Here is a 26,742-nt window from a genome sequence, read left to right on the forward strand (position 1 = left end):
GATGGCGCTGCAAAACCGTCCGCTGCGTCTCGCGATGGTCGCCGGCGAACCGTCCGGCGACCTGCTCGCGTCGTCGCTGCTCAAGGGGCTCGTCAGCAAGCTGCCGGATAGCACGCAGTACTACGGAATCGGCGGCCCGCGCATGCAGGCCGTCGGTTTCGACGCGCACTGGCCGATGGACAAGCTGACCGTGCGTGGCTACGTCGAGGCGCTCAAGCACATTCCCGAAATCCTGCGCATCCGCAACGAGCTCAAGCATCAACTGCTCGCGGAACCGCCCGACGCTTTCATCGGCGTCGACGCGCCGGATTTCAATTTCGGCCTCGAACACCCACTGCGCGACGCCGGCATTCCGACGATTCACTTCGTCTGTCCGTCGATCTGGGCGTGGCGGGGCGGCCGCATCAAGAAGATCCAGAAGTCGGTGGATCACATGCTCTGCGTGTTCCCGTTCGAAACGGCGATTCTCGAAAAGGCCGGCGTGGCTGCGTCCTACGTGGGCCATCCGCTCGCCGACGAGATTCCGCTCGAACCGGACGTGCCGGGCGCGCGTCGCGCGCTCGGTCTGCCCGAGAGCGGCCCGGTGATCGCCGTGCTGCCGGGCAGCCGTCGCTCTGAGATCAACCTGATCGGCCCGACCTTCTTCGACGCGATGCAGATCATGCAGCAGCGCGAGCCGGGTCTGCGTTTCGTGATGCCGGCGGCGACGCCCGCGATCCACGCGCAGTTGCAGGAACTCGCGAATTCGCATCAGGGTCTCGCGCTGACGATCATCGACGGCCAGTCGCAGGTTGCGATGACAGCCGCCGACGCGATCCTCGTGAAGAGCGGCACGGTCACGCTGGAGGCCGCACTGCTCAAGAAGCCGATGGTCATCTCGTACAAGGTGCCCTGGCTCACGGGTCAGATCATGCGCCGCCAGGGCTATCTGCCGTATGTCGGTCTGCCGAACATTCTCGCGGGACGCTTCGTCGTGCCCGAGATTCTTCAGCATTTCGCCACGCCCGAGGCGCTGGCCGAAGCCACGCTCACGCAGTTGCACGACGAGGCGAACCGGCGCACCCTGACCGAAGTGTTCACGCAGATGCACATCGCGCTGCGCCAGAACACCGCGGAGCGCGCGGCGGAAGTGGTCGCGCGCATCACCGAAGGCCGCAGGAGCAAGGCATGACCGGAAGCACGACCCGCGCCAAGGCCGCGCCCAAGGGTGCGGCGGGCGGCGCGACGCGGGCGAAGGCGCCGTCGCAGGCGGCGCAAAAGCGCGCTGCGCGTCTGCAACTCGCGGAACAGGCCGGCTTGCTGTTCGAGTCGCCCGACGACGTGATTTGCGGCGTCGACGAAGCCGGGCGCGGCCCGCTCGCCGGTCCCGTGGTCGCGGCCGCGGTGATTCTCGATCCGGCGCGCCCGATTGCCGGACTCGACGACTCGAAGGTGCTCACGGCCAAGGCGCGCGACGCGCTCTACGATCTGATCGTCGAGCACTCGCTGGCCTGGTGCGTGGCCGAAGCGAGCGTCGAGGAAATCGACACGCTCAACATCCTGCACGCGACGATGCTGGCCATGCGCCGCGCTGTCGAAGGCCTGAGCGTCACGCCGACGCTGGCGAAGATCGACGGCAATCGCTGCCCGGTGCTGCCGGTGCGCAGCGAAGCGGTGATTGGCGGCGACGCGCTCGTGCCCGCGATTTCGGCGGCGTCGATCATCGCCAAGGTCACGCGCGACCGCATGCTGACGCAGTTGCACGCAACCTTCCCGTTCTACGGCTTCGATGCGCACGCGGGCTACGGCACGGCGCAGCATCTGGCCGCGCTGCGCGAACATGGTCCGTGCGAACATCATCGCCGCTCGTTCGCGCCGGTGCGCGAAGCGTTTGCGCTGCACGGCGCGGTGCTGACCGCAAGCGTCGCTACGGCGGCGTCCGCGGCCGAAGGCGACGCATTCGCGCCGCTCTAGACGCACGCGTGTCGCCGCGCAGCCCTATCGGCGTCGCCTCGTGCGGCGCCGTTTTCCTTTTCATTCATCGCATTACTGATCGTCAGGCCCGCCCGTGAAAGCCATTACCTCGCGCGACAATCCGCTCTACAAGCGCCTCAAGGCGCTGGCCGGCTCGACCCATCAGCAGCGCCGCGCGCATCAGGCGCTGCTCGAAGGCTTCCATCTGGCGAGCGCCTGGCTCGATGGCGGCTCGCAGCCCGAATATTGCGTCGTGACCGAAGGCGCGCTCGCGCACGCGGAGGCGCAGGACATCGTCGCGCGCGTGGACGAGCGCCGTATCATCACGCTCCCCGACGCGCTGTTCGGCCAGCTTTCGAACGTAGTGCACGGCGCGGGCATGCTGCTGCTCGTCGATATGCCCGAAGCGACGCTGCCGCAGCGCGTCGAATCGACTTGCCTCGTGCTCGACGGTCTGCAGGACGCGGGCAACGTCGGCTCGATTCTGCGTAGCGCGGCGGCGGCGGGTATCGACAAGGTGTTCTGCACGCCGGGGACCGCCTACGCGTGGTCGTCGAAGGTGCTGCGCTCGGCGATGGGCGCGCATTTCCTGTTGCAGGTGTTCGAGAACGTCGAGCCCGAGACGCTCGTCGATCTGCTCGGCGTGCCCGTCGTGATCACCGATTCGCACGGCGCGCAGGCCATCGACGAGGCCGATCTCTCGGGTCAGGTCGCCTGGGTGTTCGGCAACGAAGGCGCGGGCGTCTCGCAGGTCTGGCGCGACGCGGCCGCGCTGCGCGTGACCATTCCACAGCCAGGCGGCATGGAGTCGCTCAACGTGGCGGCGGCCGCCGCCGTGTGCGTGTTCGAGCAATGCCGGCAGCAGCGCCGCGCGCGCTGAATCTTGCGGATCGTCGCCGCAAATTGAAAAAGGCCCGCTGCGTGCGGGCCTTTTTGCGTTTGCAGCGATCCGTTTCCGCGATCGGCCGCGCTCGATCGCTCAATAGGCGGGCTTGTCGATGCGGATTTCCTGCAGGATCGTGGTGGCGATTTCCTCGATCGACTTGTGCGTGGAGGAGAGCCACTTGATGCCTTCACGGCGCATCATCGCCTCGGCCTCGTTCACTTCGTAGCGGCAATTTTCCAGCGCCGCGTACTTGCTGCCCGGACGGCGTTCGTTGCGGATTTCCGTGAGGCGCTGCGGATCGATCGACAGGCCGAAGATCTTGCCGCGATGCGGCAGCAGCGAATTCGGCATCTTGCCGCGCTCGAAGTCGTCGGGGATCAGCGGATAGTTCGCGGCCTTCACGCCGTATTGCATCGCCAGATAAAGGCTCGTCGGCGTCTTGCCGCTGCGCGACACGCCCACGAGGATCACGTCGGCGTCGGCGAGATTGCGGTCCGACTGGCCGTCGTCGTGCGCGAGCGAGAAGTTGATCGCCTCGATGCGGTTCTTGTATTCGTCGGTGTCGGCGTTCTGGTGGCCGCGACCCATCGCGTGGCTCGACTTGAGCTCCAGCTCCTGTTCGAGCGGTTCCACGAAAGTCTGGAACATGTCGAGCACGAGCGCGTTCGCGCGTTTGACGATCTCGTTCGAATTGCTGTCCACGAGCGTCGTGAAGACGATCGGACGGCGGCCTTCCTGAACGGCGGCTTCGTTGATTTTTTCGGCGGTCGAGTAGGCTTTTTCCGTCGAATCGATGAACGGAACGCGCACGAGGCGGAATTTCTGGTCGAACTGCGACAGGATCGAATGCGCGAAAGTCTCGGCGGTGATCCCGGTACCGTCGGAGACGATGAATACGGTTGGCGGCATCGGATGAGGCTGGGTACGTGAACTGCTGTGCGGCTCACAGGACGGGCTTGGGCGCCCGGACTACGCCTGCGGGCGGGGCCGCGGCGCGATTCTCGCCGACTGACACAATTTCTGTAGTCGGCACGGTAGAATAGCGGCAACCTGTTGGATAAGCAATTGCAGTGCAACCACGCCAAACGGCAGTCCATCGTGGCTCAATCTGGCGTCAACTTGCAGCGATTTTGCATAACTCCCTGCAATCGCGCGCATCTTCCTGCTTTTCCTTCCGCTGCGTGTGAGCTTTCGCACCTCTCGCGATTGCTTCTCCAACAGGTTGCGCAAGACGCGAATCCGCTTCCAATGGGCGGTCCGCGTTCGAGCCCACTTGCGCAATCGTGAATTTTTTTCACACTTAGGGGCTTGTATGACTAACACCGTTGCCAAGGATCAGGCTTATGTAGTGCCTTTCGAGCAGTTGCGGATGACCGACGTCGAGATCGTGGGCGGCAAGAACGCCTCGCTCGGCGAAATGATCAGCCAGTTGGCTGAGGCTGGCGTGCGCGTGCCCACGGGTTTCGCGACGACCGCGCTCGCATTCCGCGACTTCCTGAAGCACAACAACCTGACCGAGCGGATCGCCGCCCGTCTGGAAACGCTCGACGTCGACGACGTCAAGGCGCTGGCCGAAGCGGGTAAGGAAATCCGTCAATGGATCATCGACGCGCCGCTGCAGCCGAAACTGGAAGCGGACATCCGCGCCGGCTTCGAAACGCTGAAGGCGAGCTCGCCGTCGGAACTCTCGTTCGCCGTCCGCTCGTCGGCAACGGCGGAAGACCTGCCCGACGCTTCGTTCGCCGGTCAACAGGAAAGCTACCTGAACGTGGTCGGCATCGAAGACGTGCTCGACCGCCTCAAGCACGTGTTCGCGTCGCTCTACAACGACCGCGCCATCTCGTATCGCGTCCACAAGGGCTTTACCCACGCCGAAGTCGCCCTGTCGGCTGGCGTGCAGCGCATGGTCCGTTCGGACCGCGGCGCGGCTGGCGTGATGTTCACGCTCGACACGGAATCGGGCTTCAAGGAAGCGGTGTTCATCACGTCAAGCTACGGCCTCGGTGAAACCGTGGTGCAGGGCGCCGTGAATCCGGACGAGTTCTACGTCTTCAAGACCACGCTCGCACAAGGCAAGGCGCCGATCATTCGCCGCTCGATCGGCTCGAAGCTCATCAAGATGGAATTCACGCAGCCGGGCGAGCCGGGCCGCGTGAAGACGGTCGACGTCTCGCACGAACAGCGCAACCGTTTCTCGATCACCGACGAAGACGTGATCGAGCTGGCCAAGTACGCCGTCATCATCGAGAAGCACTACCAGCGTCCGATGGACATCGAGTGGGGCAAGGACGGTCTCGACGGCAAGATCTTCATTCTCCAGGCGCGCCCGGAGACGGTGAAGAGCCAGGCCGCCGGCAAGGCCGAGCAGCGCTTCAAGCTCAAGGGTCAGTCGCAGGTGCTGGCAACGGGCCGCGCAATCGGTCAGAAGATCGGCGCGGGCCGCGTGAAGGTGATTCACGATCCGTCCGAAATGGAACGCGTGCAGCCGGGCGACGTGCTGGTCGCCGACATGACCGACCCGAACTGGGAGCCGGTGATGAAGCGCGCAGCGGCCATCGTCACGAACCGTGGCGGCCGTACCTGCCACGCGGCGATCATCGCGCGTGAGCTGGGCGTGCCGGCAGTCGTGGGTTGCGGCGACGCAACCGACCTGCTCAAGGACGGCGCGCTGGTGACGGTGTCGTGCGCGGAAGGCGACGAAGGCCGCATTTACGACGGTCTGCTGGAAACCGAAGTCAGCGAAGTCCAGCGTGGCGAGCTGCCGGCCATTCCGGTCAAGATCATGATGAACGTCGGCAACCCGCAACTCGCGTTCGACTTCTCGCAACTGCCGAACGCAGGTGTCGGCCTCGCGCGTCTGGAGTTCATCATCAACAACAACATCGGCGTTCACCCGAAGGCGATTCTCGAGTATCCGAACGTCGACGCGGACCTGAAGAAGGCCGTGGAAAGCGTGGCGCGCGGCCATGCGTCGCCGCGCGCGTTCTACGTCGACAAGCTGACGGAAGGCATCGCCACGATCGCGGCGGCGTTCTATCCGAAGCCCGTCATCGTGCGGATGTCCGACTTCAAGTCGAACGAGTACAAGAAGCTGATCGGCGGTTCGCGTTACGAGCCGGACGAAGAAAACCCGATGCTGGGTTTCCGCGGCGCGTCGCGCTACATCGCCGACGACTTCGCGCAGGCGTTCGAAATGGAGTGCCTGGCGCTCAAGCGCGTGCGTGAAGAAATGGGCCTCGCGAACGTCGAGATCATGGTGCCGTTCGTGCGTACGCTGAAGCAGGCGGAGCGCGTGGTTGGCCTGCTCGCGAAGTACGGTCTGAAGCGCGGCGAAAACGGTCTGCGCCTGATCATGATGTGCGAAGTGCCGACGAACGCGATTCTTGCCGAAGAGTTCCTGCAGTACTTCGACGGCTTCTCGATCGGTTCGAACGACCTGACGCAGCTCACGCTCGGTCTCGACCGCGACTCGGGCATGGAACTGCTGGCCGCCGACTTCGACGAACGCGACCCGGCCGTCAAGTTCCTGCTCAAGCGTGCGATCGAAACCTGCCGCCGCCTGGACAAGTACGTCGGCATCTGCGGACAGGGCCCGTCCGATCATCCGGACTTCGCCCAGTGGCTTGCTGAAGAAGGCATCGCTTCGATTTCGCTGAATCCGGACACGGTTGTCGAAACGTGGCAGGCGCTGGCCAAGTCGCAAGGCAAGTAAGGCAGCCCGCGTCACATGCGTTTCGTGTGTGACGCGCCGTGCGCGAAGGTTGAGGCGGTCGAGGTACCTTACGCTTCACTTTCGCGCGCTGCGGAAAAAAGTGTCAGCTTCGTGCTATAACACCCCGGTCTATCCGGGGTGTTTTGCTTTGGGAGGTCGAAGTGGGTCCGCATGGTGTGTTCTGGTGGATCGGCGCGGGCGTGCTGATCGTGGCCGAGCTGATGACCGGCACCTTCTATCTGCTGATGATCGCGCTTGGCTTTCTCGCGGGCGTGGCGGCGTATGAGCTGGGCGCGCCGCTCGATCTGCAGCTCATGTGCGCGGCGCTTGTGGCGTTGATCGCGGTGATCGTGCTGCGCCGCTCGCGGTTTGGACGTCGCCGCCGCATGGTCGATGCGTCGACCGATCCTGGCGTGAACCTCGATATCGGCTCGACGCTGACTGTCGCCGCGTGGCATGAAGGCCGCGCGCGCTCGATGTATCGCGGCGCCGAATGGGACGTGGAACTCGCGCCCGGCGAGCCCGATAACGCGCCCCTCTATGAAATCCAGGCTGTGCGCGGCAACTGTCTGATCGTGGGCGCGCATCGCGCAGCGGGCGCGCCGCGTCACGCGTGATCAATCGAAACAAACCAGTCGAAGCTCAGGGGGAAAGTGTATGCAAGTGCCTATCGTCGGATTGATTTTGCTCGTGATCGTCATCGTGATGGTGTCGAAGACGGTCAAGATCGTGCCGCAGCAGCACGCGTGGGTGTTGGAGCGGCTGGGCCGCTATCACGCAACGCTCACGCCGGGCCTCACGATCGTGCTGCCGTTCATCGACCGTGTGGCGTACAAGCACGTGCTCAAGGAAATTCCGCTCGACGTCCCGAGCCAGATCTGTATCACGCGCGACAACACCCAGCTTCAGGTCGACGGCGTGCTGTACTTCCAGGTCACCGATCCGATGAAGGCGTCGTATGGTTCGAGCAATTTCGTGTTCGCGATCACGCAGCTTTCGCAAACCACGCTGCGCTCGGTGATCGGCAAGCTGGAGCTCGACAAGACTTTCGAGGAACGCGATTTCATCAACCACAGCGTGGTGTCGTCGCTCGACGAAGCGGCGTCGAACTGGGGCGTGAAGGTGCTGCGCTACGAGATCAAGGATCTCACGCCGCCGAAGGAAATCCTCCACGCGATGCAGGCGCAGATCACCGCCGAGCGCGAGAAGCGCGCGCTGATCGCGGCGTCGGAAGGCCGCAAGCAGGAGCAGATCAACCTCGCGGCCGGTGCGCGCGAGGCGGCGATCCAGAAGTCGGAAGGCGAGCGGCAGGCGGCCATCAACCAGGCGCAGGGGCAGGCGGCGGCGATTCTGGCCGTGGCCGAGGCGAATGCGCAGGCGATCCAGAAGATCGGCAATTCGATCCAGGCGCAGGGCGGTATGGACGCCGTCAACCTCAAGGTGGCCGAGCAGTATGTGAACGCGTTCGGCAATCTGGCTAAACAGGGCAACACGCTGATCGTGCCGGGCAATATGAGCGATCTGAGTTCGATGATCGCGTCGGCGCTCACCATCGTGAACCGTACCGGCATGAAGGAAGGGCAGTTGAGCCGGGACGCGGCGAAGGGCGTCTGAGCGGGCCGCCCGGCTGCGGCAAATCGGCACATTTGGGGACCGATTTCGCGTCGTTTCGCACGGTTCGGTTTCGGGTGGTTCAGACGAAAAAAGGGCGGCTCGAAGCCGCCCTTTTTGCATCCGGACGCACGTGACGCGTGGAACGCGTGCGATCAGGTCGGCGTGCGCATCAGGCGCGCCTTTTCGCGCTGCCAGTCGCGCTGCTTCTCGGTTTCGCGCTTGTCGTGCTGCTTCTTGCCCTTCGCAAGGCCGATTTCGCACTTCACGCGACCGCCCTTGTAGTGGAAATTCAGGGGCACGAGCGTGAAGCCGCGCTGCTCGATCTTCCCGATCAGCTTGTCGATCTGGTCGCGGTGCAGCAGCAGCTTGCGGGTGCGCGTGGGATCGGGATTGATGTGCGTCGAGGCCTCCGGCAGCGGGCTGATGTGCGTGCCGATCAGGTAAAGCTCGCCGTCCTTGATGATGACGTAGCCTTCCTTGATCTGGGCCCGCCCGGCGCGCATAGCCTTGACCTCCCATCCTTCGAGCACGAGTCCTGCCTCGTAGCGCTCTTCGATGAAGTAGTCGAAGAACGCTTTTCTGTTGTCGATGATGCTCATAGGAAAATGGAAAAGGCCCAACTCTTGTAAAATTACGATTTTAGCAAAGCGGGCCAGCGAAAGCCCGTCGCGCTTTCACCCTTGCCTCGCATTGCGCAATTTATGGCGGATGTCCAGAAAACCGTGTTGATTCGCCATTCGGCGGAACAGATGTTCGACCTCGTCACCGATGTCGACGACTACCCCAACTTCCTGCCGTGGTGCGGCGGCGTCGAGGTTCGTCGCAAGGACGAAACCGGTATGGAGGCGAAGATCGACATCAACTTCAAGGGTATCAAGCAGCACTTCGCCACGCGCAACACGCAGACACGCCCGGAACGTATCGATATGGAGTTCACGGACGGTCCTTTCAAGAAGTTCACGGGCGCCTGGCGCTTCACGCCGCTGCGCGCCGATGCCTGCAAGATCGAATTCGCGCTGCATTACGAGTTTTCGAACATCATTCTCGAAAAGATCATCGGGCCGGTGTTCCATCACATCGCGAACACCTTTGTCGATTCGTTCGTCAAGCGTGCCGACCAGCGCTACGGCAAGAACAAGGTATGAGCGCGACACTGTCCATCGACGTCTGCTACGCGCTGCCCGACGCGCAGACGCTCATCGGCGTGCAACTGGCGCCGGGCGCCACGGTGCAGCAGGCCATCGAGGCGAGCGGCGTGCTCGCGCGCCATCCCGAGATCGATCTGACGAAACTGAAGGTGGGCGTCTACGGCAAGCTCAAGCCGCTCGACACGGTGCTCGCCGACCACGACCGCGTGGAAATCTACCGTCCGCTGCTGGTCGATCCGAAGCTCGCGCGCCAGCGCCGCGTTGACAAAACGCGTAAGGAAGGCTCGATCGAAGGGCGCAAGTGGCAGAACAAGGATTCGCGCTGAGCCGGTTCGGCGTGTCTTCGGCGTTTTAGTCTGAGCGATCAGCATTTCGGCGCGGCCATCGTTCGATGGACCGCGCCGAATTCGTTTTAAGCGCGCGGTTTTCGCGCCCGCTCCACAAGGGATCAAGCGGGATCAAGCCGTCGTGCTGCGTCGCTCGCTGCCGTTGCCGGGCCTGCGCGGGCCCGAATCGCCGCCGAGACCCGGCAGATCGCCGTCCGGCACGAAGCCGTCGCCGTGCGCGGTGTCTTCCGGGCCGCCCGCGTGCTGGCGCACCGACCAGCTCACGCCCGCCATCAGCAGGACGATGGCGGCGACTTCGAGTACGCGCGGCAGGCGGTGATCGTAGATAAAGCCGTAGAGCAGCGCGAACAGCGTCTCGAATACGATCATCTGCCCGGACAGCGTGAGCGGCAGGCGCTTGGCGGCGGCGTTCCAGAGCCCGTTGCCGAGCCACGACGCGCCGATCGCCAGCACCAGATTGAGTTGCCAGAACGTGGTCCAGCGGCCGTCGGCGACGGTTGCCTGCACCGCGCCGGAGGGCAGCACGAGAATCACGAGCCACAGCAGCGCGCCGAGCGCGCCCGTCACCACGCCCCAGAGCACTGACCATTCATTGCCGCCGAAGTGGTCGTTGCGCTGGAGGTAGCGCGCGTTTTCGACCGCGAACCACGTCCAGCAGACCAGCGCGCCCAGCGCGCAGCCGAGCCCGGCGATCTTGGTCAGCACGCTCGCGTGGTCGGAGGCGTCGGCCGTGAACACATCCACGTTGATGCAGACGATGCCGGCCGCGATCATCGCGAGCGGCCAGACGAGCTTCGAAAGCGGCACGGCGCCGTGATCGCCACGACCCAGATACGTGACGGTCACCGGCAGCACGCCGACGATCAGCGAAGCGGGCGCGATGCCCACGAGATGGATTGCACTGGCGAGAAAGAGGTAATAAAGCAGATTGCCCATCAGCGCGAGCTTGACGAGCGCGATCAGATCCGCGCGCGTGATGCGCGGCCAGACGCGGCGCAGCATCGGCACGAGCGCCGCGAGCGAAACGAGCCCGTACATGACATAGCGCCCGGCGCTCAGCAGCAGCGGCGAAAACTCCGGCAATTGCCGGGGCACCAGAAAGACGGTTCCCCATAACGCACCGGCCAACACGCCGTACAACACACCACGCTGCATTTCACTTGCCTCCGCTTCGGCTTTGCTTGGACGCGCTGATTGCGCGCTGGCGGCCCGCATGGCCGCTCAGAATGGGTGCCAGCATAGCGGGGCGGTGCGCGCGCGTCTTGTTCAATCCTGCACCGGACTCGCGTGCGGCGGAGCTGAAGTGAAAATCGGGTCGAAATCCCGGTGCGCATACGATGTCCGAGGCGCCGCGAGACCCCTTCAAAACTTCGCGGAAATCCCAAATTCGGCGCTAAGCTACTGTAGGCACTGATGATTTCCAGGGCGGTATCCCGTATAATCTGCTTTTGCGCCTATAGGATTTGCCATGCGTCTGATCCAGAAAGCACTCACGTTCGATGACGTGCTCCTCGTTCCCGCCTTCTCCGACGTTCTCCCGCGCGACACCAGCCTGAAAACCCGGCTGACCCGCAATATCTCCCTGAACATTCCGCTCGTGTCGGCCGCTATGGATACCGTCACGGAAGGTCGTCTGGCGATCGCCATGGCGCAGCAGGGCGGCGTCGGTATCGTCCACAAGAACCTCACGCCGTCCGAACAGGCGCGCGAAGTGGCGAAGGTGAAGCGTTTCGAGTCGGGCGTCGTGCGCGATCCGATTACCGTGCCGCCGCAGATGAAGGTCGCCGACGTCATCGCGCTCTCGCAGCAGCATGGCATCTCGGGCTTCCCGGTCGTGGAAGGCGCGCAACTCGTCGGTATCGTGACCAACCGCGATCTGCGCTTCGAAACCCGTCTCGACGAACCCGTGCGCTCGATCATGACGCCGCGCGAGCGCCTCGTCACCGTCAAGGAAGGCACGCCGCTGGCCGAAGCCAAGTCGCTCATGCACAGCCACCGCCTCGAGCGCGTGCTGGTCGTGAACGAAGCGTTCGAACTGCGCGGCCTCATGACCGTCAAGGACATCACCAAGCAGACCGAACACCCGGCCGCCTGCAAGGACGAGCACGGCAAGCTGCGCGCGGGCGCGGCAGTCGGCGTCGGTCCTGACAACGAAGAGCGCGTCGAGCTGCTGGTGCAGGCCGGCGTCGACGTCATCGTCGTCGATACGGCGCACGGCCACAGCAAGGGCGTGCTCGAGCGCGTTCGCTGGGTCAAGCAGAACTTCCCGCACGTCGAAGTCATCGGCGGCAACATCGCCACGGCTGACGCTGCGCGCGCGCTCGTCGAGTACGGCGCGGACGGCGTGAAGGTCGGTATCGGCCCGGGTTCGATCTGCACGACGCGTATCGTCGCGGGTGTGGGCGTGCCGCAGATCACGGCCATCTCGAACGTCGCCGAAGCGCTCAAGGGCACCGGCGTGCCGTGCATCGCCGACGGTGGCGTGCGCTACTCGGGCGACGTGTCGAAGGCGCTGGCCGCCGGCGCGAACGCCGTGATGATGGGCAGCATGTTCGCGGGCACCGAAGAATCGCCGGGCGACGTGTTCCTGTTCCAGGGCCGCCAGTACAAGTCGTACCGCGGCATGGGTTCGGTCGGCGCGATGAAGGACGGCGCGGCGGACCGCTACTTCCAGGACAACTCGGCGAACATCGACAAGCTCGTGCCGGAAGGCATCGAAGGCCGTGTGGCCTACAAGGGCCCGATCAACGCGATCCTGTTCCAGATGATCGGCGGCGTGCGCGCCTCGATGGGCTACTGTGGTTGCCGCACGATCGACGAACTGCACACGAAGGCGGAGTTCGTGCAGATCACCGGCGCCGGCTTGAACGAATCGCACGTGCATGACGTGCAGATCACGAAGGAAGCGCCCAACTACCACGTGGACTAAGCCCCGATGAAGCCGCTGCTGCGCATAGTACTGATTGTCGATGCGTTGACGTTGCTGGGTTTCGGCGTGCTGTTTCTGCTCACGCCGTGGACCTCGCTCTACAACGCGCTGCAACTCGTGCAGACGCAGCCGGCGCTCATCGGACAGGCGTTCGGGGTCGTGCTGATCGGTTTCGCCTGGCTCGCGCTGCGCGGCGCCATCGACGGCGCGCTGACCGCCACGGTCGGACGCACCGCGGGCCACGTCAACTGGATCGCGGGTGTGCTGATGCTGGTCTGGCTGATCGGTCTGCACGAGCCGCGGCTCACAGGCTTCGGTCAGCTTGTGGCGGGCGCGGTCGGGGTCTGGCTGATCATCGTCGGACTTGGCGGCGCGCGTCTCGCGGGCGCGGTGAAGCAGCGCGATCGCGTGCTGGCTTCCGAAGCCGCTGCGCAGGAGCGCGAAGCGCGTGCGGCGGCGAAAGCCCGCCGCGACGAGCCGGTCGTCTACGCGAAGCCGGTTTTCGCGGGCGAGAAGACGGCGCCTGCCGTCGAGCCGGTGGTGGTCGAGCCGCTTGCGCCCGCTGCGCCCGCTGCCGGATCGACAATGGTCCCGCATCCGGTGGCCGAAGCCGCCGGGTCGACCGAAGCCGCGGACGCGCGCCTCACCGCGCGCGACGAAGCCGCCGACGCGCCGAGGCCGCCGCTGCGTGGCTAAGGCCCGCGAAACCGGCCGCCGTTTCGACAGACGTAGTCCGCCCGAACCGCGCCGCTCCACGGCGGCAAGGTTCCGCGCCCCGGTCCGAAAAATTCATGCCGCGCGCCATGCTCAGCCAGCGCGCGGCTTTCTGTATCCGTTCTTTTTGAGGTCTCGTCCGCTGCCATGCATGACAAAATCCTGATCCTCGACTTCGGTTCGCAAGTCACCCAGCTGATCGCGCGCCGCGTGCGCGAAGCCAACGTCTACTCGGAAATCCACCCGTACGACGTCGACGACGCGTTCATCCGCGAATTCGCACCGAAGGGCATCATTCTCTCGGGCGGCCCGAATTCGGTCACCGAAACCGACACGCCGCGCGCGCCGCAAGCCGTGTTCGAACTGGGCGTGCCCGTGCTCGGCATCTGCTACGGCATGCAGACGATGGCCGAGCAGCTCGGCGGCAAGGTCGACGGCGGCCACCTGCGCGAATTCGGCTATGCCGAAGTGCGCGCGCGCAATCACACGAGCTTCCTGAACGGCATCGAAGACTTCCGCACGTCGGAAGGCCACGGCATGCTCAAGGTGTGGATGAGCCACGGCGACAAGGTCATCGAAATGCCGGCGGGCTTCCAGCTGATGGCGTCGACGGAATCGTGCCCGATCGCGGCGATGGCCGACGAGGCGCGTCACTTCTACGGCCTGCAATGGCACCCGGAAGTCACGCATACGGTGCAGGGTCGCGCGATGCTCGAGCGCTTCGTGCTGGGCATCTGTAACGCGAAGGCCGACTGGGAAATGGGTCACTACATCGACGAAGCCGTCGAAGCGATCCGCAAGCAGGTCGGCAAGGAACACGTCATTCTCGGTCTGTCGGGCGGCGTGGATTCGTCGGTGGCCGCGGCGCTGCTGCATCGCGCGATCGGCGACCAGCTGACCTGCGTGTTCGTCGATCACGGCCTCCTGCGCCTGAACGAAGCCGAACAGGTCATGTCGATGTTCGCGGACAACCTCGGCGTGAAGGTGATTCACGTCGATGCGAGCCAGGCGTTCATGTCGAAGCTGGCGGGCGTGACCGATCCGGAAGCGAAGCGCAAGATCATCGGCGCCGAATTCGTGGAAGTGTTCCAGACGGAAGCGGGCAAGCTGACGGACGCGAAGTGGCTCGCGCAAGGCACGATCTATCCGGATGTGATCGAGTCGGCGGGCAAGGGCAAGAAGGGCGCGCACACGATCAAGAGCCACCACAACGTGGGCGGCCTGCCGGAAACGCTGAACCTGAAACTGCTCGAGCCGCTGCGCGAACTGTTCAAGGACGAAGTCCGCGAACTGGGCGTGAAGCTCGGTCTGCCGCACGACATGGTGTATCGCCACCCGTTCCCTGGCCCGGGTCTGGGCGTGCGGATTCTCGGCGAAGTGAAGCGCGATTTCGCGGATTTGCTGCGCCGCGCGGACGCGATCTTCATCGAGACGCTGCGCAACACCATCGACAAGGAAACCGGCAAGTCGTGGTACGAGCTGACGAGCCAGGCATTCGCGGTGTTCCTGCCGGTGAAGAGCGTGGGCGTGATGGGCGATGGCCGCACGTATGAGTATGTCGTCGCGCTGCGCGCTGTGCAGACGCTCGACTTCATGACGGCGCATTGGGCGCATCTGCCGCATGAGCTGCTCGGCCATGTGTCGAATCGCATCATCAATGAAGTGCGCGGTATTAACCGTGTCGTGTACGACATTTCGGGTAAGCCGCCTGCGACGATCGAGTGGGAATAATCCCGTTCTAACCGACGCGCTTGCACGTCGGCGTCAACAAAAAACCCGCGCACGGATCTCGATCCGGCGCGGGTTTTTTTGTTGGCGGCATCCGCGTCCGCTACAAAATCTGATCCCTTCGTACTTATTCGATTTCGCCCTTGCTCACAGGGCCAAAACGCAATCTTCCCTCATCTGCGGCATGCAAATGAGATAAAATTGTGTACCCGCACGGGACTTATCCCCAGCGAGCCGGCTTCACGCTCCGCTCACGCCTCCAGCGGCATCGCGCTCGTACCCTTGAGTTCATCGAGGCAGACAATCGAATGCACGCTGCTCACGCCAGGCGCGCGCATGAGCGTGTCTAGCAGGAATTCGGACAGCGCCTTGAGATCGCGCGCCACCACTTTCAGTACGTAGTCGATATCGCCGGTCACGGAGTAGCACTCCTGCACCTGCGGCAACTGCGCGACGAGTTCCTTGAACTTCATAAGCTCGCGCATGTGCCCGCGCTCCATCGTCACCTGAATGAACGCGACCACGCCAAAGCCAAGTGCTTGCGGGTCGAGGCGCGTCTCGTAGCGCTTGATCACGCCCAGTTCTTCGAGTCGGCGATGGCGTCTGAGCGTCTGGGCCGGCGAGAGCTTCACGGCGGCGGCCAGCTCGAGGTTCGAGGCGCGTCCGTGCTGCTGGAGCGCGGCAAGTAGCCGCAGATCGATGGGGTCGAGGGCGATGTTTTGCACTTTTCTTGCTCGGGATAAGTTCGATGCGAAACGAAATTGTACCAATCAGGGTTTGCCTGCGTATCAGATGAAATCATATTTTCCCCCGCCGCCTATACACTGGGCGCACCTGACGGGCTTGTCGGCTGCTGCCGATGGTCTCGTAAGCGCGCCAGCGCAGAAAGTTGCGCGCGCAATTTTATTTCGCGCGGCCGTGCAGGGTCCCCAGCCGGACACCTCGCGGGCGCATCGATAAAGAAGAGACAGGAAGAGACATGGTTTCCCACGATACAAGCGGCGCACGCGGTCAGCAGGACGCGAACGGCCACCTCAAGCGCGGCCTCAAGAACCGTCACATTCAACTGATCGCGCTGGGCGGCGCAATCGGCACGGGCCTGTTCCTCGGCATCGCGCAGACGATCCAGACGGCCGGTCCCTCGGTGCTGCTCGGCTATGCCATTGCCGGCGTCGTCGCGTTCTTCATCATGCGGCAACTGGGCGAGATGGTGGTCGACGAGCCCGTCGCCGGTTCGTTCAGCTATTTCGCCGATAAATACTTCGGCCCGTTTGCAGGCTTTCTCTCCGGCTGGAATTACTGGGTGCTCTACGTGCTCGTGAGCATGGCGGAACTGTCGGCGGTCGGCATCTACATGCACTACTGGTGGCCGACTCTGCCGACGTGGGTGTCGGCGCTCGGCTTCTTCGTCGTCATCAACGGCATCAATCTGGCGAGCGTCAAGTCGTACGGCGAGCTCGAATTCTGGTTCGCGATCATCAAGGTGCTCGCCATCGTCGGCATGATCGCGTTCGGCGGCTGGCTGCTGCTCTCGGGTTCGGCGGGGCCGGAAGCGGGCGTGTCGAATCTCTGGCGTCACGGCGGCTTCTTCCCGCACGGCGTGTCGGGTCTCGTGATGTCGATGGCCGTCGTGATGTTCTCGTTCGGCGGTCTCGAACTGGTCGGCATCACCGCCGCCGAAGCCGACGATCCCTCGCACACCATCCCGCGCGCGACCAACCAGGTCATCTATCGCATCCTGATTTTCTACGTCGGCGCGCTGGGCGTGCTGCTCTCGCTGTATCCGTGGGAAAAGGTCGTGTCGGGCGGCAGCCCCTTCGTGCTGATTTTCCACGCGATGAACAGCAATCTCGTCGCGCACGTGCTCAACGTGGTCGTGCTGACGGCGGCGCTCTCGGTCTATAACAGCGGCGTGTACTGCAACAGCCGCATGCTCTACGGTCTCGCGCTGCAGGGCAACGCGCCGCGCGCGCTGCTCAAGGTGAACAGCCGCGGCATTCCGCTGGCGGCGCTCGCGGTGACGGCGGTCGCGACGGCGGCTTGCGTGCTGATCAACTACTTCATGCCGGGCAAGGCTTTCGAGCTGCTGATGGGGCTCGTGGTCTCCGCGCTGATCATCAACTGGGCGATGATCAGCCTGATCCACCTGAAATTCCGCCGCGAAAAGGCGCGCGCCGGCGAGACGACGGCGTTCAAGAGCCTCGGCTATCCGCTCACGAATTACGTGTGCCTGGTGTTCCTCGCGGGCATTCTCGTTGTAATGTATTTGATTCCGGACCTGCGCATTTCCGTGTATCTGATTCCCGTGTGGCTGGCCGTGCTCGCCGGCGCGTATCGTTTCTGGCGTCGTGGCGCGGCGCCCGCGCTGCAAGGCAGCGTGCCGACGCGATAAGCGAGTCGACAAACTGCGCCGGCCACTTCGTAACCTGCTCATCAACGAAACAAGCAACCGTCATGTTCGAACATATCGATGCCTATCCCGGCGACCCGATTCTCTCGCTCAACGAGAACTTCCAGAAAGATCCGCGCCAGAACAAGGTCAATCTGAGCATTGGCATCTATTTCGACGACGACGGCCGCTTGCCGGTGATGCAGGCCGTCCACGCAGCGGAAGCGGCGATTCTCAACGAGCCGGGTCCGAAGCCCTATCTGCCGATGGCCGGTTTCGCGCAGTATCGCGATGCGGTGCAGGCGCTCGTGTTCGGCGCCGAGTGCCCGTCGCGCGCGGCGGCTCGCATCGCGACCGTGCAGACGCTCGGCGGCTCGGGCGCGCTCAAGGTCGGCGCCGATTTCATCAAGCGCTATTTCCCGCAGAGCCAGGTGTGGGTGAGCGATCCGACGTGGGAAAACCATCGCTTCATCTTCGAGCGCGCGGGCTTCGAGGTGAACACGTATCCGTACTACGACGAGGCGACGGGCGGCCTGAAGTTCGACGCGATGCTCTCGGCCATCGACGCGCTGCCCGCGAAGAGCGTGGTGCTGCTGCATGCGTGCTGCCATAACCCGACCGGCGTCGATCTGAACGACGCGCAGTGGGTGCAACTGATTGACGTGCTGCAAAAGCGCGATCTGCTGCCGTTCGTCGATATGGCGTATCAGGGCTTCGGCGCGGGCCTCGATGCCGATGCGTTCGCCGTGCGCGAACTCGGCCGCCGTGGCGTGCCGGCGCTGGTCGCGAACTCGTTCTCGAAGAACTTCTCGCTGTACGGCGAGCGTTGCGGCGGTCTGCATGTGATCTGCGAAGACGCAGCGGCCGCGGATCGCGTGCTGGGTCAACTGACCGGCGCGGTGCGCTCGAACTACAGCAATCCGCCGACGCACGGCGCGAAGATCGTCACGCGCGTGCTCTCGACGCCGGAACTCAAGCAATCGTGGGAAACCGAGCTGGCGGCGATGTGCGAGCGCATCGCGCGCATGCGCGTGAAGATTCACGACGGCCTCAAGGCGCACGTGAGCGGCGAGGCGCTGGAGCGCTACGTCAAGCAGCGCGGCATGTTCACGTACACGGGGCTGAGCGCGGAGCAGGTCGATCGGCTCAAGGAAGAGTTCGGCGTGTACATCCTGCGTTCGGGCCGCATGTGCGTGGCCGGGCTCAATGAGAAGAACGTGAGCGTCGTGGTCGATGCGGTGGGCAAGGTGCTGAAGGACTAAGCAGCGAATCGATCCACGCAATGCAGGCAAAGGCCCCGTGAAAGCGGGGCCTTTGCTTTTTAGAAGCGCATGCCGGTTCCGCACCCGCCGGCGACGCCGCCACCGCTGCCGCCCGCTGCGCCGCAGAACACGCCGCAGCCGCTGAGGCTGACGGCGATCAAGAGGCCGATCGCGCCCAAACGCGCCTTGCGCGCGAGCGCCGCGCGAAATCTAACCGGATTGTCATCAAAACTCGTGTGTTTCGTCATTGCGTGCGCACCAGAGAATGTTGAGCGATGGCGGCGTCGATCCTGCGCCCCGATTGGCCACGCTAACGCCGTGCCGCGGCTGGGCGCCATCAGACGTATCCGGTTTTTCCGGTATTGGTCTGAGTTAATGCGCTTCGCATCAAACAGGGCGCCTGTCAACCTGTAAGAGCTTGACGTGTCACACGACAGACGTCGACGGTCTTCCAGGTCTTACCCTGATAGAATGCGTGGGCCGCAACGTAGTGGATTGCCGATGAAATTGCTTGATGCCCTCGTCGAACAACGGATTGCCGCCGCAGCAGCGCGCGGCGACTTCGACGATCTGGATGGCGCACGCGCGCCCCAGGAACTCGACGACGACCCGTTCGTGCCCGATGACGTCCGGGTCGCGAACCGCATCCTGAAGAACGCCGGTTTCGTGCCGCCCGCGGTCGAACAACTGCGCGCGCTGCGCGATCTCCAGGAAGAACTCGCCAAGGTCGGCGACAACAAAGCCGCGCGCTGCCGCCTGCGCGCGCGCATGCTCGCGCTCGACATGGCGCTGGAGTCGCTGCGCGGCGGCCCGATGGTCGTGCCGCACGAATATCGACGCCGTATCGCCGAACGCCTGTCCGAACGCGCGGCAGGCGAGGGCGGCTTCGCGGCGGGCAGCGCGTGAACGTCGATCCGGGCGCCACGCCGCCCGACGAGACGCCGCAGCCGGGCGTCAGCGCCGAACCGGCTGCCGCTGTCGACCCTTCAGTCGCTCCTTCCGCCGATCATTCGGCTGACGCCTGCGCCGCTCCTCAACCCGATTCCGTCACCGACCGCGACCGCCATTTCATGCGCCTCGCGCAAGCCGCCGCCGACGAAGCGCGCGCGGCCGGCGAAGTGCCGGTCGGCGCGGTGCTGGTGCGCGGCGACGAGGTGATCGCCACGGGCTTCAATCATCCGATCGGCACGCACGACCCGTCGGCGCACGCGGAAATGGCGGCGCTGCGCGCGGCCGGCGCCGCGCTGGGTAACTACCGCTTGCCCGGCTGTGAACTCTATGTGACCCTAGAACCGTGCCTGATGTGCGCGGGCGCCATCATGCACGCCCGCATCTCGCGCGTCGTGTACGGCGCGCGCGACCCGAAGACGGGCGCGTGCGGCAGCGTCGTCGATGCCTTTTCGAACGGCCAGCTCAATCACCACACGAGCGTGATGGGCGGCGTGCTCGAAACGGAATGCGGCGACGCGCTGCGGTCGTTCTTCGCCGAGCGGCGCCGTGCCAGCCGAGAAGCGCGACGCGCAGCGGCGGAGCAGGCCACCGACGCCTCCGCTGGCGCGCCGTCCGACGACAACCCATCCTGACTCCGCTCGCCGCGCTCCGGCGAGCTTCCACCGCCTCGAACATGATCAAGCATCGCACCATCGAACTGATCGCGCCGTCGGGCTATCCGCATGATCCGGCGGCGGTGCATCGCGGGATCGCGCGTCTGCGCGCCGAAGGTCACCGCGTCGAGAACGTCGACGCCACCGAACGCCGCTTTCAGCGCTTCGCGGGCACCGACGGCCAGCGCGCCGCCGAACTGAACCGTCTCGCCGATCCCGCGCGCGCGTTGCCCGACATCGCGCTGGCGGTGCGCGGCGGCTACGGCGCGGTGCGCGTCCTGCACGGACTCGACTACGAAGGATTGCAGCGGCGCCTGACCGATCAGCCGATCGCGTTGGTCGGTCATAGCGATTTCACGGCGATCCAGCTCGCGCTGTTCGCGCGCGCAGGCATCAAGACGTTCGGCGGCCCGATGCTGCTCAGCGATTTCGGCGCGGAAACGCTCAGCACTTTCACGATGCGCCACTTCTGGGACGTGCTGACGAAACCCGAGTACACGCTCAAGGTGCACGCGCCGCAGGCGCAGCAGGCCGAGGTGTCGGGCATGCTCTGGGGCGGCAATCTGGCCGTGCTCACCTCGCTGATCGGCACGCCGTATATGCCGCCGGTGGAGGGCGGCATTCTTTTCGTCGAGGATGTGAACGAGCAGCCGTTCCGCGTCGAACGCATGCTGTATCAGCTGCATCTTTCCGGCATCCTCGCGCGGCAGAAGGCACTCGTGCTCGGCGATTTTTCGGGCGGCAAGCCGTTCGACTACGACAACGGTTACGACCTGCACGCAGCGATCGAACAGATTCGCTCGCTGGCGGGCATTCCGGTGATCACGGGCCTGCCGTTCGGCCATATCGCCGATATGGTCACGCTGCCGTTCGGCGCGCAGGCGCAATTGAGCGCCCACGCGCATGGTTTCGAGTTGCAGATGAGCGGGTATCCGCATCTTGGCTGATCGACGTGACTGCGAAGCGCCTTCGGGCGCTTTTTTTGAGGCCTTATTTGCAACTAACGGCCAATAAATCGCGCCCCAGACCTATGTTCAAGGAACCGCCTCGTCGCTAAATTGTTGACAAAAAATTGGGCCAATGTGGGGCAGCTGGTCACCACGAAAGTGCGATATTCCCAGAATTGACGCGGGTTTCACCGTTGAGATGCACGAACGTCTTGCGTCGGTGTGGGTGTCTTCCCCAGGATGGCCGATAAAATTGTTGACAATATTTATGTCCAAACTAGCATACCCAACATCAAGGTGACAGACATGCGAAACACCGAAACCGATACCGAAGCCGACGCGACCGGCACGAAACCCGAGGCGATCGCCGCGCGTATCCGCGCCGCGATCCTCGAACATCGTTTGCCGCCTGGCGCGAAGCTGACGGAAGCGCAGTTGTGCGAAGTGTTTGGCGTGAAGCGTGGCCCGATCCGCCAGGCGCTGGCGCTGCTGGCCACCGATCATCTCGTCGATCTGGAACCGAACCGGGGCGCGTTCGTCGCGAGTCCTTCGCTACAGGAGGTTCACGAGGTGTTCGAGATGCGCCGCATCATCGAACTCGCGGTGGTGGAGCGCGTTTGCAGCGCGCAGCACGGCAACCGGCGGTTGAAGAGCATCGGCGAGACGATCCGGCGCGAACGCAAGGCGTTCGAGAGCCGCGACTTTCCGGCGTGGATTCGCCTCTCGGGCGAGTTCCACACGGCGCTCGCGACGCTTACCGGCAACACGGTGCTGTGCGACTGCCTGAACGGACTGGTGGCGCGTTCGACGCTGATTTCGGCGCTTTACGAATCGCCGGGACGCAGCCCCTGTTCGTACGACGATCACGAGGCCATTTTGACGGCGCTCGAAAGCGGTCAGGCGCAGGAAGCGGCGGCGCTGATGGTGCGGCATCTGCAGGGCGTCGAGCTGAAAATGCTCGACCGGCCGGCGGGCGCATCGGTCGATTTGCAGGATGTGTTCGGCACGCGCGAGACCGCGGCGTCCGGACGTTGAACCAGACGCCGAATCGGGCAGGGCGGCGAGCGTTGCGGCGAGCAACCGCCGCCGCATAAAAGAACGAAACAGCGCAAACCCGGGAATTCAAACGATCGTGATGCGCATGCCGCCAGGCGTGAAGCGCACACGTATCGGCATGACGGTGGGCACGGCGATCAGGGCGCGCGCAAGCGGCGACCGACGCGGTGCCCAGCACGCGGCGCAAGGCCCCGTGCATCCGCAGGGAATCATCGCGGCGGCCGCAACGAGCGGCGCGGCGCGCGTGTCGAGGCGTTCAGGCGTCTTTTTTCCGTCGGCGTATCCATCCCAAGGAGCGGGTCATGGCTCAGTTCAGCGCATCTCCAGGCAGTCCGGCAGTGCCCGGTTTCGATTCAGGCGAAAGCGGCAACAGCGGCGATGGCGCCGACAATCTGACGATCCCGGCCGGCTACAGCGAGCGGCTCTACAACCACGATCTTGCGCCGCTCAAGGAGCAAACCTGGGGCGCGTACAACATCTTCGCGTTCTGGATGTCCGATGTGCACAGCGTCGGCGGCTATGTGTTCGCGGGCTCGCTGTTCGCGCTTGGTCTCACGAGCTGGCAGGTGCTGGTCGCGCTGATCGTCGGCATCTCGATCGTGAACGTGCTCTGCAATCTCATCGCGCGTCCGAGTCAGCGTCACGGCGTGCCGTATCCGGTCGCGTGCCGCGGCACCTTCGGCGTGCTCGGCGCGAATATTCCCGCCGTGATTCGCGGCCTCATCGCGGTGGCGTGGTACGGCATCCAGACCTTCCTGGCGTCAAGCGCGCTTGTGATCGTCGTGCTCAAATTCTTCCCGCAACTGATGCCTTACGCCGACGTGCACAAGCACGGCATGCTCGGTCTTTCCACGGTCGGCTGGGCCGGCTTCATGACGCTCTGGGTGCTGCAGGCGTTCGTGTTCTGGAACGGCATGGACACCATCAAGAAGTTCATCGACTTCGCGGGCCCGGCAGTCTACGTGGTGATGTTCGCGCTCGCGGGTTACATGGTTTATCGCGCGGGCTGGCAGAACATCGGCCTGAATCTCGGCGGCGTGAAGTATCACGGCACCGAGGTGATTCCGGTGATGATCACGGCGATCTCGCTGGTGGTGTCGTATTTCTCGGGGCCGATGCTCAATTTCGGCGACTTCTCGCGCTACGGCAAGTCGCTGCGCAGCGTGCATCGCGGCAACTTCTGGGGCCTGCCCGTCAACTTTCTCGCGTTTTCGCTGGTCACGGTGATCACGACGTCGGCGACGCTGCCGGTGTTCGGGCAACTGATTACCGATCCGGTCGAAACGGTGGGTCGTATCGATCATCCGACCGCCGTGATTCTGGGCGCGCTCACGTTCACGATCGCGACCATCGGCATCAACATCGTCGCGAACTTCGTGTCGCCCGCGTTCGACTTCTCGAACGTCGCGCCGCGTCTCATCAGCTGGCGTGCGGGCGGCATGCTCGCGGCGGTCGCGTCGATCTTCATCACGCCGTGGAATCTGTTCAACAATCCGGGCGTGATTCACTACACGCTCGACGTGCTCGGCGCGTTCATCGGGCCTTTGTATGGTGTCCTGATCGTCGACTTCTATCTCGTGAAGCGCGGCCGGCTCGCGGTCGACGACCTTTATTCGGTTTCGCCGAAGGGCGCGTACTGGTACAGCAACGGCGTGAACTGGCGCGCGGTCGCGGCGCTGTTGCCCGCAGCCGTGATCGCGGTGCTCTGCGTGATGGTGCCGTCGTTCGGCAATGCGGCGAACTTCTCGTGGTTCATCGGCGCGGCGCTCGGCGCACTGTTCTATCGCGCCTTCACGATGGGCGAACGCGCTCGCGCGCAGGCCTGAGCCCGCGAAAGACGCAAGAGACGAAGGAGACGAAGGAACTGCCATGCGTATCAAACTCATCAATCCGAATACCACGCAGCGCATGACGGCCGCCATGGAGCAGTGCGCGCGCGCCGTCGTTGCGCCGGGCACCGATGTGGTGGCCGTGAGTCCGACCATGGGGCCGCCCTCGATCGAGGGCTATTACGACGAGGCGCTCGCGACGCCCGGCTTGCTCGCGGAAGTGGAGGCGGGCGAGCGCGAGGGCTATGACGGCTACGTGATCGCCTGCTTCGGCGATCCCGGTCTGTACGCCGCGCGCGAACTGGCGCGCGGGCCGGTGGTGGGCATCGCCGAAGCGGCCATGCACGCGGCGAGCGTGCTCGCGCCCGGCTTCTCGGTGGTGACGACGCTCTCGCGCACCCGCGCGATGGCCTGGCATCTGGCCGAGCGCTATGGCATGACGCGTTTCTGCCGCAACGTGCGCGCGATCGACGTGGCCGTGCTCGAACTCGACGAGCCGGGTTCGGCGGCGCGCCGCGCGATCGTCGACGAATGCCGGCGCGCGCTCGAGGAAGACGGCAGCGATGCCATCGTGCTCGGCTGCGCGGGCATGACGAGCCTGTGCGCCCAGGTGGAGGACGCGCTGGGCGTGCCGGTCGTCGATGGCGTGACGGCGGCCGTGAAATGGGTCGAGGCGCTGGTCGCGCTGCGCCTGACGACCGCCAAGCGCGGCGACTTCGCGCGTCCGCTCGCCAAGCGCTACGACGGCGAATTCGCCCGCTTCAGCCCGACCAGCCCCGCGAGCGCGACGGACACGCCGCCGCCGGTGCGCCCGCTGCGCTACGGGTAAACGCGTGTCCGGCGAGCGTGCAAGCCGGGCGCGGCCCGTCCGGCTCATACACCTCGCTTGACCTGCACTATCTGAGCGTGCATATGGGCGCGGCCTGACGATTTCGCTACACTGGGCCGGTCCGTGAAGCAGATCGCCGTCGAATCCCGCCAATCCTTGTGGCGCAAGGCTTGCAGGCGGGTGGTACCGGTATCGCGCGGACCCGGAAGCCGTTTTCAGCGTGTGTTTCATCCTCACCATTCGATTGATTCGACCAGCATGCCACTCGATCCCCACTATCCCCGCGATCTGATCGGTTATGGCCGCCATCCGGTGCAGGCCAACTGGCCTGGGCGCGCGCGCGTCGCTGTGCAGTTCGTGCTCAACTACGAAGAGGGCGGCGAGAACTGCGTGCTGCACGGCGATCCCGCGTCGGAGCAGTTTCTCTCCGAGATCGTCGGCGCGGCTGCGTATCCCTCGCGTCATATGAGCATGGAGTCGATCTACGAATACGGCTCGCGCGCGGGCGTCTGGCGCATCCTGCGCGAGTTCGAGAAGCGCGGTCTGCCGCTGACCGTGTTCGGCGTGGGCATGGCGATCGAGCGTTATCCCGACGTCGCGCGCGCATTCGTTGAACTGGGTCACGAGATCGCGTGCCACGGTTATCGCTGGATTCACTATCAGGACGCGACGCCGGAACTCGAAGCCGAGCACATGAAGCTCGGCATGCAGGCGATCGAGCGCGTGACGGGCCAGCGCCCGCTCGGCTGGTACACGGGGCGCGACAGTCCGAACACGCATCGTCTGGTGGCGGAATACGGCGGCTTTCTCTACGACTCCGACAATTACGGCGACGACCTGCCGTTCTGGATGGACGTGGCGGTGACGGGCGGCAAGACCTCGCCGCAACTGATCGTGCCGTACACGCTCGACACCAACGACATGCGCTTCGCCACGCCGCAAGGCTTCAATACGGCGGATCACTTCTTCACCTATCTGCGCGACGCGTTCGACGTGCTCTACGAGGAAGGCGACGAAGCGCCGAAGATGCTGTCGATCGGCATGCACTGCCGACTGCTCGGACGTCCTGGGCGCTTCCGCGCGCTGCAGCGCTTTCTCGATCACATCGAAAAGCACGAGCGCGTGTGGGTCACGCGCCGCGTGGATATCGCGCGCCACTGGCGCGAGCACCATCCCTATCAACCGCAACAGAACGAGAACCGCGGGGCCGCCGCATGAAGGCAATGCACTACACCCTCGACCAGCTGAATCAGGCCTCGACCGACGCCTTCGTGGCGGCGCTCTCGGGCATCTTCGAGCATTCGCCCTGGGTGGCCGAGGCGGCCGCGCAGCAGCGCCCCTACGCGAGCATCGACATGCTGCACACGACGATGTCGAACATCGTCGAAACCTCGGGCGAAACGCGCCAGCTCGCGCTCATCAACGCTCACCCGGAACTCGCGGGCAAGGCGGCGGTGCGCGGCGAACTGACCGCCGAATCGACGCGCGAGCAGAGCGGCGCGGGCCTCAACCAGTGCACGCAGGAAGAGTTCGACAAGCTGCAGGCGCTCAATCGCGCGTATCGCGAGAAGTTCGGCTTTCCGTTCATTCTCGCGGTGCGTGGCTATGACCGTCACGGCATCATCGCGAACTTCGAAGCGCGTGTGAACAACAGCCGCGCCGACGAAATGCGCGCGAGCCTCGACCAGATTTATCGCATTGCGCGCTTCAGGCTGGATGAGCTGATCGACGCGTGACGTGGCGATGCGCTCCGGCAGCCGACGCGGAGCGCAGCGCCTTTTTGAACCACAGAAAA

Annotated in this window: 26 protein-coding genes; 21 read left to right on the forward strand and 5 right to left on the reverse strand. The window is 64.5% G+C overall.

From position 1 onward, the window contains the following. The first annotated feature begins 1 nt into the window (after nucleotide 1). From lpxB to SB764_RS33050, 3 genes are all read left to right on the forward strand, one after another. Entirely contained in the window at nucleotides 2–1,171 is a 1,170-nt protein-coding gene (lpxB, locus tag SB764_RS33040; protein WP_065060159.1) for a lipid-A-disaccharide synthase, read from the forward strand. Next, nucleotides 1,168–1,953: a ribonuclease HII gene (rnhB, locus tag SB764_RS33045; RefSeq protein WP_080180069.1), complete on the forward strand. Its 786-nt coding sequence runs from the start codon at nucleotides 1,168–1,170 to the stop codon at nucleotides 1,951–1,953. Before lpxB ends, rnhB begins: the two co-directional genes overlap by 4 nt. 94 nt (nucleotides 1,954–2,047) lie before the next feature. Then, complete coding sequence (locus SB764_RS33050) at nucleotides 2,048–2,833, forward strand: TrmH family RNA methyltransferase (protein WP_065060158.1); 786 nt, start codon at nucleotides 2,048–2,050, stop codon at nucleotides 2,831–2,833. A gap of 99 nt (nucleotides 2,834–2,932) precedes the next feature. On the opposite strand, the gene SB764_RS33055 is transcribed toward SB764_RS33050, so the two are convergent. Further along, complete coding sequence (locus SB764_RS33055) at nucleotides 2,933–3,748, reverse strand: pyruvate, water dikinase regulatory protein (protein ID WP_065060157.1); 816 nt, start codon at nucleotides 3,746–3,748, stop codon at nucleotides 2,933–2,935. 403 nt (nucleotides 3,749–4,151) lie between these two features. Here SB764_RS33055 and ppsA point away from each other — a divergent pair, with 403 nt between their 5' ends. The 3 genes from ppsA to SB764_RS33070 all read left to right on the forward strand — a co-directional run bounded on the left by ppsA (nucleotide 4,152) and on the right by SB764_RS33070 (nucleotide 8,165). Continuing rightward, entirely contained in the window at nucleotides 4,152–6,551 is a 2,400-nt protein-coding gene (ppsA, locus tag SB764_RS33060) for a phosphoenolpyruvate synthase (protein ID WP_176079204.1), read from the forward strand. A gap of 161 nt (nucleotides 6,552–6,712) precedes the next feature. Beyond that, nucleotides 6,713–7,168 (forward strand): NfeD family protein, encoded by a 456-nt coding sequence (locus SB764_RS33065; protein WP_074984517.1) that lies wholly within the window; start codon nucleotides 6,713–6,715, stop codon nucleotides 7,166–7,168. 40 nt (nucleotides 7,169–7,208) lie between these two features. Then, the gene (locus SB764_RS33070; protein WP_074984518.1) at nucleotides 7,209–8,165 is read left to right on the forward strand and encodes an SPFH domain-containing protein; all 957 of its coding nucleotides are present in this window, start codon (nucleotides 7,209–7,211) and stop codon (nucleotides 8,163–8,165) included. 152 nt (nucleotides 8,166–8,317) lie between these two features. On the opposite strand, the gene smpB is transcribed toward SB764_RS33070, so the two are convergent. Continuing rightward, nucleotides 8,318–8,764: an SsrA-binding protein SmpB gene (gene smpB / locus SB764_RS33075; RefSeq protein ID WP_065060154.1), complete on the reverse strand. Its 447-nt coding sequence runs from the start codon at nucleotides 8,762–8,764 to the stop codon at nucleotides 8,318–8,320. 102 nt (nucleotides 8,765–8,866) lie between these two features. On the opposite strand from smpB, the gene SB764_RS33080 reads away from it, so the two are divergent. Together SB764_RS33080 and SB764_RS33085 are read left to right on the forward strand one after the other, a co-directional pair. Further along, nucleotides 8,867–9,310 carry a type II toxin-antitoxin system RatA family toxin gene (locus tag SB764_RS33080; protein WP_065060153.1) on the forward strand — a complete coding sequence of 148 codons (444 nt, stop codon included), beginning with the start codon at nucleotides 8,867–8,869 and terminating at the stop codon, nucleotides 9,308–9,310. Continuing rightward, complete coding sequence (locus SB764_RS33085) at nucleotides 9,307–9,639, forward strand: RnfH family protein (RefSeq protein WP_065060152.1); 333 nt, start codon at nucleotides 9,307–9,309, stop codon at nucleotides 9,637–9,639. Before SB764_RS33080 ends, SB764_RS33085 begins: the two co-directional genes overlap by 4 nt. A 132-nt stretch (nucleotides 9,640–9,771) precedes the next feature. Here the strand turns inward: SB764_RS33085 and SB764_RS33090 are convergent, their stop codons facing one another. Beyond that, nucleotides 9,772–10,815 carry a DMT family transporter gene (locus tag SB764_RS33090; RefSeq protein ID WP_410865978.1) on the reverse strand — a complete coding sequence of 348 codons (1,044 nt, stop codon included), beginning with the start codon at nucleotides 10,813–10,815 and terminating at the stop codon, nucleotides 9,772–9,774. 313 nt (nucleotides 10,816–11,128) lie between these two features. On the opposite strand from SB764_RS33090, the gene guaB reads away from it, so the two are divergent. From guaB to guaA, 3 genes are all read left to right on the forward strand, one after another. Beyond that, nucleotides 11,129–12,589 (forward strand): IMP dehydrogenase, encoded by a 1,461-nt coding sequence (gene guaB / locus SB764_RS33095; RefSeq protein ID WP_065060151.1) that lies wholly within the window; start codon nucleotides 11,129–11,131, stop codon nucleotides 12,587–12,589. A 6-nt stretch (nucleotides 12,590–12,595) separates the two neighbouring features. After that, nucleotides 12,596–13,285 (forward strand): hypothetical protein, encoded by a 690-nt coding sequence (locus tag SB764_RS33100; RefSeq protein WP_410865979.1) that lies wholly within the window; start codon nucleotides 12,596–12,598, stop codon nucleotides 13,283–13,285. Nucleotides 13,286–13,450: 165 nt separating this feature from the next. Beyond that, complete coding sequence (gene guaA, locus SB764_RS33105; protein ID WP_074984522.1) at nucleotides 13,451–15,034, forward strand: glutamine-hydrolyzing GMP synthase; 1,584 nt, start codon at nucleotides 13,451–13,453, stop codon at nucleotides 15,032–15,034. 248 nt (nucleotides 15,035–15,282) lie between these two features. Here the strand turns inward: guaA and SB764_RS33110 are convergent, their stop codons facing one another. Continuing rightward, complete coding sequence (locus SB764_RS33110; RefSeq protein ID WP_065060148.1) at nucleotides 15,283–15,756, reverse strand: Lrp/AsnC family transcriptional regulator; 474 nt, start codon at nucleotides 15,754–15,756, stop codon at nucleotides 15,283–15,285. A 254-nt stretch (nucleotides 15,757–16,010) separates the two neighbouring features. Here SB764_RS33110 and SB764_RS33115 point away from each other — a divergent pair, with 254 nt between their 5' ends. Together SB764_RS33115 and SB764_RS33120 are read left to right on the forward strand one after the other, a co-directional pair. Next, entirely contained in the window at nucleotides 16,011–17,423 is a 1,413-nt protein-coding gene (locus tag SB764_RS33115; protein WP_065060147.1) for an amino acid permease, read from the forward strand. Between the two features lie 62 nt (nucleotides 17,424–17,485). Next, on the forward strand, nucleotides 17,486–18,682 hold the full coding sequence (locus SB764_RS33120; protein ID WP_110329132.1) for an amino acid aminotransferase: 1,197 nt from the start codon (nucleotides 17,486–17,488) through the stop codon (nucleotides 18,680–18,682). Nucleotides 18,683–18,741: 59 nt separating this feature from the next. Here SB764_RS33120 and SB764_RS33125 read toward each other — a convergent pair whose 3' ends face one another. Then, a complete protein-coding gene (locus SB764_RS33125; RefSeq protein WP_074984526.1) occupies nucleotides 18,742–18,930 on the reverse strand; it encodes a hypothetical protein in 189 nt (62 codons plus the stop codon). A gap of 253 nt (nucleotides 18,931–19,183) precedes the next feature. Between SB764_RS33125 and SB764_RS33130 the strand changes: the two genes are divergently transcribed. The 8 genes from SB764_RS33130 (at nucleotide 19,184) to uraD (ending at nucleotide 26,683) form a co-directional block, all read left to right on the forward strand. Beyond that, complete coding sequence (locus SB764_RS33130) at nucleotides 19,184–19,588, forward strand: DUF1992 domain-containing protein (protein ID WP_065060145.1); 405 nt, start codon at nucleotides 19,184–19,186, stop codon at nucleotides 19,586–19,588. Beyond that, entirely contained in the window at nucleotides 19,585–20,265 is a 681-nt protein-coding gene (gene tadA, locus SB764_RS33135) for a tRNA adenosine(34) deaminase TadA (RefSeq protein ID WP_110329133.1), read from the forward strand. Before SB764_RS33130 ends, tadA begins: the two co-directional genes overlap by 4 nt. A gap of 41 nt (nucleotides 20,266–20,306) precedes the next feature. Further along, nucleotides 20,307–21,233 carry a muramoyltetrapeptide carboxypeptidase gene (ldcA, locus tag SB764_RS33140; RefSeq protein WP_183713963.1) on the forward strand — a complete coding sequence of 309 codons (927 nt, stop codon included), beginning with the start codon at nucleotides 20,307–20,309 and terminating at the stop codon, nucleotides 21,231–21,233. 306 nt (nucleotides 21,234–21,539) lie between these two features. Continuing rightward, on the forward strand, nucleotides 21,540–22,268 hold the full coding sequence (locus tag SB764_RS33145) for a GntR family transcriptional regulator (RefSeq protein ID WP_065060143.1): 729 nt from the start codon (nucleotides 21,540–21,542) through the stop codon (nucleotides 22,266–22,268). A 323-nt stretch (nucleotides 22,269–22,591) separates the two neighbouring features. Next, nucleotides 22,592–24,115 carry an NCS1 family nucleobase:cation symporter-1 gene (locus tag SB764_RS33150; RefSeq protein ID WP_321865418.1) on the forward strand — a complete coding sequence of 508 codons (1,524 nt, stop codon included), beginning with the start codon at nucleotides 22,592–22,594 and terminating at the stop codon, nucleotides 24,113–24,115. Nucleotides 24,116–24,158: 43 nt separating this feature from the next. After that, nucleotides 24,159–24,947 carry an aspartate/glutamate racemase family protein gene (locus SB764_RS33155; RefSeq protein ID WP_110329135.1) on the forward strand — a complete coding sequence of 263 codons (789 nt, stop codon included), beginning with the start codon at nucleotides 24,159–24,161 and terminating at the stop codon, nucleotides 24,945–24,947. A gap of 258 nt (nucleotides 24,948–25,205) precedes the next feature. Continuing rightward, entirely contained in the window at nucleotides 25,206–26,165 is a 960-nt protein-coding gene (gene puuE / locus SB764_RS33160; protein WP_321855479.1) for an allantoinase PuuE, read from the forward strand. Then, nucleotides 26,162–26,683, forward strand: a complete 522-nt coding sequence (gene uraD / locus SB764_RS33165) for a 2-oxo-4-hydroxy-4-carboxy-5-ureidoimidazoline decarboxylase (protein ID WP_065060139.1) — start codon at nucleotides 26,162–26,164, stop codon at nucleotides 26,681–26,683. The genes puuE and uraD overlap by 4 nt, the downstream gene beginning before the upstream one ends. The last annotated feature ends 59 nt before the right edge of the window (nucleotides 26,684–26,742 follow it).

This window comes from Paraburkholderia sp. SIMBA_027, from assembly GCF_046535315.1.
In the GTDB taxonomy this organism is placed as follows: Bacteria; Pseudomonadota; Gammaproteobacteria; order Burkholderiales; family Burkholderiaceae; genus Paraburkholderia; species Paraburkholderia tropica.